General features: G+C 68.0%; 8 protein-coding genes. 3 read left to right on the top strand and 5 right to left on the bottom strand.

Going from position 1 to position 14,059, the window contains the following annotated elements:
- Window positions 1-8 precede the first annotated feature (8 nt).
- The 3 genes from H7F49_RS01275 to H7F49_RS01270 form a co-directional block, all read right to left on the bottom strand.
- A complete protein-coding gene (locus tag H7F49_RS01275; protein WP_185681734.1) occupies window positions 9-1,559 on the bottom strand; it encodes a tryptophan halogenase family protein in 1,551 nt (516 codons plus the stop codon).
- 83 nt (window positions 1,560-1,642) lie between these two features.
- Window positions 1,643-2,338 (bottom strand): TonB-dependent receptor domain-containing protein, encoded by a 696-nt coding sequence (locus H7F49_RS19315; RefSeq protein ID WP_235981604.1) that lies wholly within the window; start codon window positions 2,336-2,338, stop codon window positions 1,643-1,645.
- The gene (locus H7F49_RS01270; protein ID WP_214647587.1) at window positions 2,233-4,638 is read right to left on the bottom strand and encodes a TonB-dependent receptor; all 2,406 of its coding nucleotides are present in this window, start codon (window positions 4,636-4,638) and stop codon (window positions 2,233-2,235) included. Before H7F49_RS01270 ends, H7F49_RS19315 begins: the two co-directional genes overlap by 106 nt.
- 231 nt (window positions 4,639-4,869) lie before the next feature.
- On the opposite strand from H7F49_RS01270, the gene H7F49_RS01265 reads away from it, so the two are divergent.
- Window positions 4,870-7,440, top strand: coding sequence for a glycoside hydrolase family 3 protein (locus H7F49_RS01265; protein WP_185681733.1), 2,571 nt, complete (start codon window positions 4,870-4,872; stop codon window positions 7,438-7,440).
- Window positions 7,441-7,467: 27 nt separating this feature from the next.
- On the opposite strand, the gene H7F49_RS01260 is transcribed toward H7F49_RS01265, so the two are convergent.
- Window positions 7,468-9,885 (bottom strand): penicillin acylase family protein, encoded by a 2,418-nt coding sequence (locus tag H7F49_RS01260; protein WP_185681732.1) that lies wholly within the window; start codon window positions 9,883-9,885, stop codon window positions 7,468-7,470.
- 252 nt (window positions 9,886-10,137) lie between these two features.
- Window positions 10,138-10,875, bottom strand: coding sequence for a nuclear transport factor 2 family protein (locus H7F49_RS01255; protein WP_185681731.1), 738 nt, complete (start codon window positions 10,873-10,875; stop codon window positions 10,138-10,140).
- A 112-nt stretch (window positions 10,876-10,987) separates the two neighbouring features.
- Between H7F49_RS01255 and H7F49_RS01250 the strand changes: the two genes are divergently transcribed.
- Window positions 10,988-11,359 carry a winged helix-turn-helix transcriptional regulator gene (locus H7F49_RS01250; RefSeq protein ID WP_185681730.1) on the top strand — a complete coding sequence of 124 codons (372 nt, stop codon included), beginning with the start codon at window positions 10,988-10,990 and terminating at the stop codon, window positions 11,357-11,359.
- Window positions 11,360-11,504: 145 nt separating this feature from the next.
- Window positions 11,505-14,024: a TonB-dependent receptor gene (locus H7F49_RS01245; RefSeq protein ID WP_185681729.1), complete on the top strand. Its 2,520-nt coding sequence runs from the start codon at window positions 11,505-11,507 to the stop codon at window positions 14,022-14,024.
- Window positions 14,025-14,059 lie beyond the last annotated feature (35 nt).

Raw genomic sequence — 14,059 nt, 5'->3', positions numbered from 1 at the left:
CGGCGGCGTCAGCGCTGGCCCCAGGCTCCCCCGGAGGCGAAGTTCGGGCGGTGACGCTCGGCCGGATCGAGGACCCGCGCCAGGATGGCATCATGGCTGGGAGCCGCGGCGGCATAGGCGCGCACCACGTCGCGGACCTGCCCCATGATCCCCGCCAGATCGTCGGCCGGCGCCTTGAGCACCAGCGGATCGAACGTGCGCGGCTCCAGCCCCATTCCGGCTGCGACGAAGAACCAACTGATATCCGCGAACAGCTCGCGCCGGCGCGAGACGATGCGACCGGCGGAGGTGAACAGCGCCATCTTGCGGACCAGGCTGTCAGGCAGATCCAGCCCGCGCATGTGGTCCCAGAACGGCTCGCCGTGGCGCGCGTTGGGATAGTAATGGAGCAGCAGGAAATCGCGGATGTGGGCGTATTCGTCAGCCACCTCGCGATTGTAGGCCTCCGCCAGTTCGGGGGCGAAATGGCGATCGGGCCAGTAATCGAGCAGGCGGTTGAGCCCGGTGTGGATCAGGTGGATGCTGGTCGATTCCAGCGGCTCGAGGAAGCCGCCCGACAGGCCGATGGCCACGCAGTTGCCCACCCAGGTCCGCTCGCGGTGCCCGGCGGTGAAGCGCAGCACGCGCGGCTCGGCGAGAGCCGGTGCGTCGAGGCTGCGCAGCAGCACCTCGGCCGCCCGGTCATCATCTGTGAAGCGGCTGGCGTAGACATAGCCGTTGCCGACCCGGTTCTGCAGCGCGATGCGCCACTGCCAGCCCGCTTCCTGCGCGCGCGACACCGTGTAGGGGGTGCGATCCGGCACGTGCGCGCTGGGCACGGCCACGGCCCGGTCGCAGGGCAGCCAGTGGCTCCAGTCGACAAAGCCGGTGCCGAGCCCTTCCTTGATCAGCAGGCCGCGAAAGCCCGAGCAATCGAGGTAGAGGTCCGCCTCGATCCGCTCGCCGTCCTCACAGACCACGGCGGCGATATGGCCCTCGCGCCCGAGGTCGACCCCGCGGATGCGCCGGTCAAGCCGGACCACGCCGGCGGCCTCGGCGTGACGGCGCAGATAGGCGGCGACCAGCCCAGCATCGAAGTGCAGGGCAAAGCCCACGGCTCCGCCCGGATAGCTCCCGTCGCGGGGAGGAAAGGCGAACTTGTGGTCCCGGGCGAGGGCGATCGGCGGACAGAAGTCCGCCATGTCGAGGTGCTCGCCAGCAGCCTTGCGCGCCCACCAGAAGTGCGAGAACGGCCGCTGGTCGATGGTCAGGCCGAGATTGCCGAACGGGTGCCAATAACGGTGGCCGACATGATGCCAGTCCCGGAACTCGATCGCCAGCTTGAAGGTGGCCTGGCAGTGGCGGATGAAATCCAGCTCGTCGATGCCGGCGAGCTGGAGAAACTCGAAGATCGGCGGGATAGTCGCTTCCCCGACGCCCACGGTCGGAATGTCCGACGATTCGATCAGGGTGATCCGGCAGTCCGGGCCCAGCACGCGCGAAAGCAGCGCCGCGGCGGACCACCCAGCGGTGCCGCCGCCGACAATCGCGATCGAACGGATCGGTTCGGCTCCTGTCATTGCCCTATCCTTGCCCTGCGGCCCTGCCCGCGCCTCCCGCGAAGGGGTCCGGGGGCGACGCGACGCGCCGCCCCCGGCGGGGGTCAGAAGCTGACCTTGGCGCCGATATAGATCCGGCGCGAGCCGGTTTCATAGCGGAACGGCAGCTCGGGGAACTGCAGATAGGCGGACTGGTCGGCCTTGGTCAGGTTGATCGCCTGGACAAAGACGCCGAACTGCTTGTTGATGTCGTACGAGATCTGCCCGTCGAGCTGGCCATAGGACTTGCCGTAGATCCCGAGCGTGCGGGTGACCGCCCCATCGCCGAAGCCGAAATTGCCGAGATAGGCCTTCGACCGCCACGAGTAGGACAGGCGCGCGGTCAGGCCGCCGGTCTGATAGTAGACCTGACCGTTGACCGAGTGCTTGGACACCCCCGGCAGCGGCAGGTTGCTGTTGAAATCGTTCTTGGCGTCGGTCCTGGTGTCCGAGAACGTGTAGTTGGCGTTGAAGCCCAGGCCGAAGTCGAAGGCGTACTGGGCCGCCAGCTCGAAGCCGCGCACCCGGCCGCCGCTGCCGTTGACCGGCTGTGACACCGGCCCCAGGCGCCCGCCGGCCTGATCGTTGACGAAGACCGGAACGGTATCGGTCCGCACGAAGGAGTCGACCTCCTTCCAGAACCCGCCGACCGAGATCAGGCCCTGCCGTCCGAAGTGGTATTCATACGTGATGTCGAACTGATAGGCGCGGTAGGGATCGAGCGCGGCATTGCCACGGCTGCCGCTGGTGAAGGTGAACAGGTCGGTCCGGGGTTGCGGGTGAAGTCGGTGGCGAAGCCGCGACCCAGATCGAACAGGTTCTGGCGGGCGACCACCCGGGCGGCGGAGAAGCGCACCTTCTGCCCATCGGCCACATTGGCGAAGCCGCTGATGCTGGGCAGGAAATCGGTGTAGCTGCGGACGGTGGTGGTCGTGCTGAAGTCGCGCAGCACGCCGTTCCAGCTGTCGGTGCCGAAGTAGGTCGGGTTGGCGGTGCCCTGGTTCTGGTCGACGGTCAGCCTGGTGTTGACGATGCGCAGGCCAACGTTGACGTGATAGGGATCGTCGGTCCCGCCCAGATCGGCCATGACGTAGCCGGTCTTGGTCTCTTCGCGCACCCGGAAGGTCTGCAGCGGATCCTGGAAGAAGCTGAACGGCGTGCTGGGATAAAGCGCCTGGATCCACTGCAGCGGATTAGCCATCTGATCGCGGTTCTGCACCAGGATCTTGCCGCCCGGGAAGATCGAGTTCAGCACGGCCTCGACCCGGCCCGACGCGCTGGTGAACGATTGGTAGGGCGTGATCAGCGCCGGCGAATCCCCGAAGCGCGAGGTGCAGCCGTTGGGCCGCAGCGACGCATTGATCGCGGGCAGTTCGCAGGACTTGAAGCCGATGGCCCCGTCCTGGAAGTAGCCATAGGGCGTCCAGTTGTACTGATAGGTCGGATCGCGCTGGGCCGCGGCGATCTTGGTCGAATCCACCTCGCACTGCTGCACGCCGCCCGCGCCGGTCACGCATTTCTTGCTGTAGTCGGCGAGGTAGCGGCCCGAGGTGAACGAGACGTTGCGCTGGCCATAACGGAACCCGGCGCTCAGCGTGATCGCCCCCTTGTCCCCGCCCTTGGCATCATAGGCCAGGTCCGCACGGATCGAGTTGCCATCGACCTTGGAGCGATCCCCGAAGGCCCAGTGCGACTTGAAGAAGCCGTTCGCGGGGTTGCTGAACAGGTCCTGCGGGCTGCCCGCGCCGATCCCGAAGGTGGGGAACGGGGCGTTCTGGTAGGTGAAGTTGAAAGTCGGCGGCGCGGCCGGATTGCCCGGACCGCCCACCCCCGGCACGCCGTTGCTGCCGCCGGTCAGGCCGCGGACGCCATACTGGGTATAGCGCACGTCATTGTTGCCGACTTCGCGGGTCAGGTCTGCGTTCGACCAGGTGGCGAAGGCGTTGACCCGGAAATTGCTGCCGTTGTTCCACTTCAATCCGAACTGCGCGTTGTCGGAGGTGATGTTGGAGACATCGACGATCGAGATCGCCTCGGCCGACTGGGCCCGCATCGTTCCGCTGTTGAGCACGCCATTGGGCGAGATCGAGAAGGCCCCGGTCAGGCCCAGCGCTTCGCCTTGCGAGAAGGGGTACTTGAGCGAAGCCTCGCGCGTGTCGACCTTCAGTGACGAATGGAAATAGTTCGCCGAGACCTCGAGCTCGTCGGTCGGCTTGAACACCACGCCCAGGGTGGCGCCCCAGCGGCGGCGGTACTGGTCGCGATCGGTGACATAACGGTATTCGGGCGCGTAGTAGTTGGGCACGGTGGCCTTGTCGACGCGGTTCGCGAAGACCCAGTTGCCGCGGTTTTCGCCGCCCAGCACATCGTGGTGATCATTGGTCTCGTCGAAGCTGAGCGAGGCGATAATGCCCAGCCGGTCGTTCAGATTGTAGCCGGCAACCACCGATCCGGTAGGCTTCCAGCCTTCGATGTCGCTGCCTTTGTTCATGCGGGCGTTGCCGGCCACGGTCAGACCGTTCTTGAAGTCCAGCGGGTTGCGGGTCTTCAGGTCGACGATGCCGCCCAGGCCGCCCTCCAGCAGGGTGGCGTTGGGCGACTTGTAGACATCGACGCCGCCGATCAGGTCCGACGGGACACCTTCGAGCGAGGAATCGCGTGTGAAGTTGCCCTCGCCCACCTTGAAGATCTCGAGCCCGGTGACGAAGGTTTCGCCGTTGAGCACGGTGACGTTCTGATCGAGACCGCGAATGCGGACCTTGGTGCCCTGGCCATTCTCGCGGTCGATCTGGATGCCCGGCAGGCGTTGCAGCGACTCGGTGATGTTCTGGTCGGGGAACTTGCCGATGTCCTCGGCCGTGATCGATTCGATGATCAGCGTGGAGCGCCTCTTGGCGGCCAGCGCGGTCGCCAGCGACTGGCGGAAACCGGTGACAACGATGTCAGCTTCAGGCGAATCGGCCGGTGCGGCGTCCTGCGCGAGGGCGGCGGGTGCGGCAATGAGCGCCACGACCGAGCTGGCGGTCAGCAGCGACGCACGCAAGATACTCTGATGCTTCATAATCTCTCCCCTGAGCCGCCCGGCTTCGCCGTGGCGTCTGTTGTGCTCTGCGCGCCCCTTGGCTCAGCCTCAGGTGCCGCATCGCGGCCTGTCCCGGTGCCTCAGGACGAAAAGCATCTTGCTTAAACCTGTCAACGTTGTCAAATTGAATTTCAGCACCGGGGCAGCGGGACGGGTCCACCGGTCCCGCCGGAGGGCCCGACCAACAGATCGTGCGACGAGGGGACAAGGATGACGCGCAAGGCTGCCAACGCGGGGCTGATGGCCCTGCTGCTTTCGACCGCCCTGGGGGGCTGGATCGATCAGCCGGCCCACGCGACCACCTCCCCCGCAGCGGCGGCGGACGCACCAACCGGCGCCGAATCGGGCCAGGGCCATTCTGCGAGCCATTCTGCCGAGGTCCATCCCGAGCTGTGGCCGGCCGTGGCCTGGCCGCGCGTGATCGACGAGGCAGGGGAAGCTCGGGTTCAGGCCCTGCTCGGCCGGATGGGCCTGGCGTGCAAGGTGGGCCAGATCCTGCAGGGCGATATCGGCACGGTCACGCCGCAGGATATCCGGACCTATCACCTCGGCTCGGTGCTGAATGGCGGGAACTCGGGGCCGGGCGGCGATGACCTGGCCGGTCCGGCCCAATGGCTGGCCCTGGCCGATGCCTATTACGAGGCCTCCATCACCCCCTCGGCGGACTGCCCGCCAATCCCCGTGATGTGGGGCACCGATGCCGTGCACGGTCACAGCAACATCGTCGGCGCCACCCTGTTTCCGCACAATGTCGGGCTCGGCGCGGCGCGTGACCCCGATCTGATCGAGCGGATCGGTGCGGCCACGGCCGCCGAGATCCGGGTCACCGGGCAGGAATGGACCTTCGCACCGACCGTCACCGTACCGCAGGACTATCGCTGGGGGCGCGCTTACGAAGGCTATTCGTCCGATCCGGCGCTGGTCGCATCCTATGTCGGCCGGATGGTGCGCGGGCTGCAGGGACCGCCATCCACCGCACCGATCCTTGCGGGGCCGCACGTGATCGCCAGCACCAAGCACTTCCTGGCCGACGGCGGCACGCATGACGGGATCGACCAGGGCGACGCGCGGATCGGCGAGACCGAGCTGCGCCTGATCCATGGCGCACCATACCTGCCGGCGATCGAGAACGGGGTGGCCACGGTGATGACCAGCTTCTCGAGCTGGCAAGGCGTGAAGATCGCCGGCCACCGCGGACTGGTCACCGATCTGCTCAAGGGTCGGATGAACTTCGGCGGGCTGGTGGTGACCGACTGGAACGCGCACGGCCAGGTCGCCGGCTGCAGCAACGCCAGTTGCCCGGCGACGGTCAACGCCGGGCTGGACATGCTGATGGCCCCGGATAGCTGGAAGCTGCTCTACGCCTCGCTGCTGGGACAGGTGCGCGACGGGACGATCCCTATGGCCCGGCTCGATGACGCCGTCGCCCGGGTGCTGCGGGTCAAGCAGCGGCTAGGCCTGTTCGACGCCGGCAAGCCGTCGACCCGCCTCCTCGCCGGGCGCTACGAGCTGCTCGGCAGCGCCGAGCACCGCGCGATCGCCCGCGAGGCCGTCCGCAAGTCGCTGGTCCTGCTGAAGAACGACGGGGTCCTGCCACTCAGGCCCGCGGCGCGCATCCTCGTCGCCGGGGACGGGGCCGACGATATCGCGCGGCAGGCGGGCGGCTGGACCCTGAGCTGGCAGGGCACGGGCCTGACCAATGCGCAGTTCCCGGGCGCCACCTCGCTGTGGGGGGGTATCGCGGCGGCGGCCCGCAGCGGTGGCGGCTCGGCCGAGTTGGCCCCGGATGGCCAGTTCAGGACCCGGCCCGACGCCGCCGTGGTCGTCTTCGGCGAGACCCCCTATGCCGAGTTCCAGGGCGATCTCACCTCGCTCCAGCTCAAGCCCGAGCTGCGCGGACCACTCGCCACCATGCACCGCCTGCGCGCCCAGGGGATCCCGGTGGTGGCCGTGATGCTGACCGGCCGGCCGCTTTTCGTGAATCCCGAACTCAATGCCGCCAATGCCTTCATCACGGCCTGGCTGCCAGGATCCGAAGGAGGCGGGGTGGCCGACCTGCTGTTCGCCCGAAACGGCGAGGATTTCCGCGGGCGGCTGCCGATGGTCTGGCCAGCCGAGGCCCGCCCCGGCGCCAAGCCGCTGTTCCCCTTCGGCTATGGCCTGACCCTGGCTGACGGGCCGCAGGGCTGGACGGTCCTGCCCGAGGATTCCGGGGTGGCCGAGGAAGGCAGCGCCGGGGTTTACCTGGCCAAGGGCCAACCGACCGCGGCCTGGTCGCTCGAGGTCGATCGCGCGGGCGGCGGCGAATCGCTGCGCGTCACCAAGGTCCCGGCCCTGGCCCTTGGCGGCAGGGTGCAGATCGCGGCGGTCGATCATCTGGTCCAGGAGGGCGCCCGCCAGTTCCGGCTGCGCGCCAACCCGTCGGGCACGACCATCCGCCTGACCACCACCAGCCCGATCGACATCGGCCGCCAGAGCAACGGCGAGCTGATGCTGCTGGCGACGCTGCGCATCGACAGCCCGCCGAGCGGGCCGGTCTCGCTGACCCAAAGCTGCGGCGACCGCTGCGCCGCGACGATCCCCTTGCCCGAGCTCAAGTCCCTGCCTGCCGGCACCTGGACCGTGCTGGGCGTGCCGCTCAAGTGCTTTGCGCGGGCCGGGGCGGACATGGGCCGGATCACCAGCCCCTGGGCCCTGACCACCCGCGGCAGCCTGACGTTCAGCCTGGCGCAGGTGTCCCTCGGCACCCTGGCAGACCGCGTCGCCGCATGCCCGCGCTGACCCGCTGGCCGACCCCTTGGGGCAGGCTCAACGCGGACGCAGTTCGATTACCCGTTCGGCGTTGGCCTCGACCGCGGCCGGGCTGAACAGGAAGGGGACATTCTCCCTGGCGGCCCAGCGCGGGAACAGGTCGCGGTAATGCGGGCTGTAGGGATCGCCCGACTGCCCGGGCATGTTGGTCACGCGCGAGTTGTCCCAGGCGCCGACGTCCAGCACCATGCGGACCGCGGCACCGGCGTTCACCTCGAACCCTCCGGCGCGGAAGCCTCCGGCCATCGGCGTGCTGGCCGATCCGCCCACCTGCAAGGGCCCGACGCTCCACTGCGCCCGCTCGGCCGGACTGGCGAGGGCCGCCACGGGCGAGACGAAGCGGGCCTGGTGCAGGTCGCCCCAGCGCCAGCGGGCCGGATCGGGGCCCAGCCGCTTGGCGACATCGGCCCAGGCCGCCGCCAGTGAGGTGGCGATCACCTGCTGGCGGACCGCGCGCGGATCGGCCCCGAGGCGCGGATCGAGCCGGGCCAGCCAGTCGACCATGCCCGCGGCAAGGCCCGTGCGGATCAGGTCGCGCAGCTCCGGCCCCGCCACCGCATCGGCAACCGCCCCGCGGAAGTGCCGGTCCAGCCAGACCTCGAACAGGGCCGCAGGCGCGCTGTCGACGTCCTCGCGTCCGTCCCAACCCTGCAGCAGCGCCGCCGCGCGCGCTGCGTCGCCGGTGAAGGGGCCCGTCGCGGCGATCAGCGCCACGCTCCGGCGGGCGAGCGGACTGGTCACGTCGGTCTGGATCGCCGCCATGTCGGCCAGGCTGTGGCGGGGGCGGCTGGCGAGCAGTTCCTCGATGCGATCGATGCGCGAGCGGTCGGCCCATTCGAAGCCGATCGGCTGGCGGGCGGAATCGTAGCCGGGGTCCAGGTTCATGTGATTGGCCGTGGCGACGAAGCCGCGCGGCGGGTTGCGTTGCATCGGCAAGTCATCGGCCGCGATCAGGCCCTGCCATTCATAGCGACCGTCGCCGGGCACCGGCAGCAGCCCGTCCCAGCCCTTGCGCCGGGGCACATACGCCGAGGCGCGCCAGCCGATCTCGCCCGCAGCGCTGGCGAAAACCAGGTTGAGCGGCGGCGCCCCCCAGGACTTGTGGGCCTGTTCGAACCCGGACCAGTCCCGGGCATCGAGGAACCACGCAGCGTGGAAGTAGCCGGCCGCTCCAGGCTGGGTCCAGACCGTGCGCAGGGCAAAGGCGAGACCCTTGTCGGGGTCCTCGCGGATGACCGGGCCGTGGCGGGTGAACTTCAGCTCGACCGGACGATCGCCCTCGCCCTTCACCGCGAGCGGCTCGGTCTCGACCGTGAACGGCTCCCACCGGCCCTGGTACCAATAGCGGCCCGGATGGTCCTTGCTGGTTCGGTAGACGTAGAGGTCTTCCTGATCGGCGTAGAAGATCGTGATGCCCCAGGCGACCTGGTCGTTGTGGCCGAAGGTCACCCCGGGAAGCGCCGGCTCGCCGGCCCCGGCGAAGTGCAGCCCGGGAGCGCTGACGTCGACCAGATAGCGCAGCGAGGGCATGGTGTGCCCGCGGTGCGGATCGTTGGCGAGGATCGGCCGCCCGGTCGCGGAATGCGTGGAATCGACCACCCAATTGTTCGATCCCTCGGACTGGTCGTTGCGATCGGCCATGGCCAGCCGGACATCGACCGGAGCCGCGGCCAGCTTCACCCCGTCGAACGCGACCTCCCCGGTCGCCAGCAGGTAGGTCTTGAGCACATCGTCCGGCACGGCGCAGGGATCGAGCCCCCTGGGCACGACAGGTTCGTGCGCAGGCTCGAGCTTGCGGCGCAGCGTCTCGAGCGGCAGTCCGCCCCGGCACACCGCCCGGGCGCGCTGGACCTCGGCCGAGACATTGCTCACCAGCGTATGGCTGCGGATGCGGACCACGTCATCGACAGTGAAGCGCTCGGGCCGCGATCCGGTCAGGACGAATTCGCGCGGCAGGGGCGCCCGGCCGCTGTCCACTTCGGCGATCCAGGCGTTGACCCCGGCGACGAAGGCCTCGGTCATGGCCCGGGCCCCGGCCGGATAAGTGGCCCATTCCGCCGCCATGTCGCCGCGGTAGAGAAACAGGCGGGCGGCGCGGTCCCGGTCGGCGAAGGACGGGCCGAAGCTCGCCGCCAGGCGGCCGAGACCCCGCTTGCGCCACAGGTCCATCTGCCACAGCCGCTCGCGCGCGGCATTGTAGCCCTGGAGGAAGAACGCATCGCGACGGCTGGCCGCCTGGATATGGGCTATGCCCCAGTGATCGACAACGATCCGCCCAGGTGCCTCGAGCCCGGCCGGGCGGCGCTGTTCCTGCACCGGCTCGGCCTGCACCGGAGGAATGGCCAGGGCCGCCGCGGGCAGCGCAAGAGTATAACCCAGCGCGCGGCCGGCCTTGGCGAACGTTCCGATCAACATGCCATTCCCCCCAGATCGCCGAGGCAAGCTGGTCCGGAACTGACGCCTTGCCAATACGTCAAGCGCCCCATGCTGGGCAGCCAGCACCCGGACCGATCGCCGCCAGGACAGGATTGACCGACTGCGCCGCCATGTCCACTCCCGGGTTTCGGGTCGGGATCTGCTCAAGGCAGGAGGTCCGATCGGATGATCCGGCCCTCACCGACGGGCGGGAGGACCCGGTTCCGGCCCGGCCGGAACTGGCCAGCGCACTCAAGCGCGCTGTGGCGCCGAGCCGAACCGCAATCTGTCCGCCGGGATCGGCTGCATGATGTCCCAGTGTTCGACGATCTTGCCATGGTCGACCCGGAACAGATCGAAATAGGCCATCGGCGTGTCGCCCAGGCGCCCGGTCGACCGGGTGAAGACGAAGTGCCCTTGGGCCACCACCTGGTGGAGGGTGGTGTAGACCATCGCCAGTCCCTGTGCGGCGAGGGCGTCCAGTGCGGCCCCCAGACCGGACAAACCGTCGGCGATCTGGGAATTGTGCTGGGCATAGTCATCGCCAGCGATGAACCGGGGCAGCTCGTCGTAGCGGGCACCGATCAGGATCGACTCGACGAAATCCCTGACGAGAGCGCGGCTCGTGTCTGTCAGACCGGGGTCGCCGACAGCGACCGGTCCATCGACCTGGGTCCGGCCGGAGGGATTGGGCGGAGCCATCGCCGCGGCCGCATCGTGATGCGCGACGATCCGGCCATCTACCACCCGCATGACATCGAACACCACCAAGGGTCCCGAGGCCAGTCCGGTCTGAGTGGCATGAACCACCGCCCAGTCACCGTCCTCGATCACCCGATGGATGGTCAGCGAGAGGCCCTCGGCAACCGCCAGCATTTCGGCAAGATCGCGCAGCCGATCCAGGTCCACACCATGCCCGCCGAGGAAGCCGTCGATCGCGGCCGGGTTGCGGTTGGTCAGCAGTGCGGTGGCGGCAGCACTCGGGCTCATCATGATGGCGCAGTCCTTCTGGTTGTTAGTTCCCAATGGAAACCTGATACCCAACGGACTATAAGGGCAAAAGAAGGCACCTTGCCGTGCCCTGGTCACCACGAGGTAACCGATGGCCGACGAATCCCTGCCGCCCTGGAACCCCTATGATCCCGACTGTCCGACCCGGATGATGCTCGACCGGATCGGCGACAAATGGACCGTGCTGGTTCTGGGCCTGCTGAGCGCCGGGCCGCTGCGCTTCAATGCCCTGCGTCGGCAGGTCCCGGGAATCTCGCAGAAAATGCTGTCGCAGACCCTCAAGGATATGGAGCGCGACGGCCTGGTCGACCGTTCGGCCTTCGCCACCGTACCGGTCACGGTCGAGTACACGATCACGCCGCTGGGGCAGTCCCTCGCCGCGACCGTCGCGCAACTGGTCACATGGGCCACCCGCCATGCCGATCAGGTGCTCGCGGCCCGAGCCCGCTACCAGTCCCGCTGAACCGGGCCGAACCGCCCGACCTGTCCTGATGGACATTAGAACGCTTATTAATACTCATCCCGGGTTATAAATGGTGTGAAGGGGTGGTACCAGCCTCGCAACGAACGCCCCGAGCCAGGGGCGCAGTGCAGAGGAGGGATTCCCCATGAAGCGCATTTCCCTGATCATGCTGGCCGGCGTTTCGGCCCTGGCCATCGCGCCCGCCGCGGTCCAGGCCCAGGCCGCCGCCCCGCAGGGCGCCACGGCTGCCGGCGAGGACGCCAGCACCGACACTGCGGGAATCGACCAGGCCGAAATCATCGTCACCGGCACCAGCCGCTCGCGCGTGGCGCTGGATACCCCGCTCGCCGTGAGCCAGGTCAGCACCCAGGCGCTTGCCCGCGCCGGCGTGTCCAGCCAGGCCGACATCCTCAACACCATCCCGACCATCAAGGCCGACGGCGGCGGCGGCGAAGTGGCGTCGAACATCTTCGTCAAGGGCCTGCCCTCGGGCGGCCAGTACCAGTTCACCCCGCTGATGTACGATGGCATCGCCGTGCTTTCGTCGTTCGGGCTCAACTCCTCGGCCTACGACGTCTATGCCCGCAACGATCTGGGCATCAGCCGGCTCGAATTCGTGCGCGGCGGTGTGTCGAACCTGTTCGGCCCCGGCTCGGTCGCCGGCCTGATCAACTACATCAGCAAGACCGGTGGTGACCGCCTGGAGGGCACGGTGCAGCTCGAAGTTGCCCAGCGCGACCGCTATCGCGGTGACGTGGCGCTGAGCGGCCCGCTCGGCAACAACGTCTACTTCTCGCTCGCCGCCTTCTACCGCACCGACAAGGGCCCGATCCGCACCAACCTGGACACCAAGGGCGGCCAGGTGCGCGGCAACCTAGAGTACCGCTTCAGCGACGGCAGTGGCAACGTGAAGGTGCTGGGTCAGTACATCGACGACCAGGTCCAGTTCTACCTACCGATCCCGCTCAGCGGGCCGACCCGGCAGCGCCTGGCCGGCAACGACGGCGCGGTCGTCAATTCGGTGCAGAACCAGTTCAACACCGCGGGCCTCGGCTTCCGCACCCCCACCGGTACCTTCAATTCGGACATCAACGAGGGTGTCCGGACCAAGGGCGGCATGATCGGGCTGACCTTCGACAAGGACTTCGGGGACAGCGGCTGGGCGCTGAACGGCAAGTTCAAGTTCAGCGACTACAAGCACAAGTTCGGGCTGTGGGCCGACGGTGACGGCGTGATCAACGTCCCCGAGACCCTGCAGAGCTTCCTGACCAACCGCAGTCTCGGCGCGCCGGCCAACGCCCAGTTCACCTTCTTCGGCGGGGGCGCCGTGCCGTCGAACTTCCTGCTCTTCGCCAACCGCTTCACCGATCGCGTCCGCCCGGCGCGGGACTTCACCGCCGAGCTCAACCTGACGAAGAAGCTGCAGACCGGCGCGGTCGATCATGCGCTGACCTTCGGCGGCTTCTATGGCCGGGCCAGCGCCGGGGACTACAACGTCACCACCACGTACCTGGCTGAATTCAACAACCGGCCGCGGCTGGTCAACCTGGTCGTCACCAACCCGGCCACCGGCGGGCAGACCATCGTCAGCAACAACGGCCTGCTCAACGCGGGTGCCGGTTACGTCAACAACTGGCACAAGGCCGAGCGCTATGCCGGTTACTTCGCTGACCAGATGAAGATCGGCAGCCGCTTCAACCTGGACATCGGCGGCCGCATCGAGACGATCAACGGCGATATCAGCCGCGAGCGGACGTCGACCACGATCACCGACAGCACCACGGCGAACCTCTCGTCGGCGCTGCGCGACGTGATCTGGGGCAACGGCGGCTTCCTGACCGGCAAGGTCTCGACCACCGAATGGGCGCTCGCCGTGGGTGCGCTCTACAAGCTGACCGACCGGGTCAGCCTCTATGCCAACGGCTCGCGCGGGTTCTTCTTCCCCGAACTGCGGTCGGTGGCGTTCAAGACCCTGCCGACCGGCACTGCGGCCAATGCCAGCCTCTCGCCGGGGACGCAGAGCTACACCGCCGAGATCATCAAGCAGGCCGAAGCGGGCATCAAGGTCAGCCAGCCGCAGTTCTCGATGACCGCGGCCCTGATCTACACCCGGCTCGACAATCGCCGGCAGGTCCTTTTCGTCAACGACGGCGCTGGCGGCTTCATCGAGCGGGTCAACCTGGTCGGCACCGAGAGCTACGGCGTGGAGGCCACGCTGGACCTCAAGCTGATGAAGAACCTGCGCTTCAACGGCGATCTGACCATCCAGAGCGCCAAGTACATCGCCTTCGACACGACCCCCGCCTTCATCGGCAACAATGTCGAGCGCCAGCCCGAAGTGCTCTACAACGCCGGGCTGTACTATGACGATGGCACGCTGGATGCGTCCTTCTTCACCAACTACACCGGTGACAATTTCACCGCCTCGAACAACACGATCCGGCTCAAGGGCTGGAACGTGGCCAACTTCGACGCGGGCTACCGGATGCCCCTCGGCGCCAGCTCGGTGCGGGTCAGCGTGAACGTGTTCAACGTGTTCAACAGCGCGGCCGTGACCGAGGGTTCGCCCCGTCAGGACAACAACCAGGCCGCGAACGGAGCCTTCTTCGTCGGCCGCCCGGTCCTGCCGCGGCGCGTGATGGGCCGGATCGCCTACTCGTTCTAAGGCTCTCCCCCACCCGGTGCGACGGCAGTGCCGTC

Source organism: Novosphingobium aerophilum (assembly GCF_014230305.1).
GTDB classification, from domain to species: domain Bacteria; phylum Pseudomonadota; class Alphaproteobacteria; order Sphingomonadales; family Sphingomonadaceae; genus Novosphingobium; species Novosphingobium aerophilum.
This window is presented reverse-complemented; position numbering and strand designations above follow the sequence as displayed.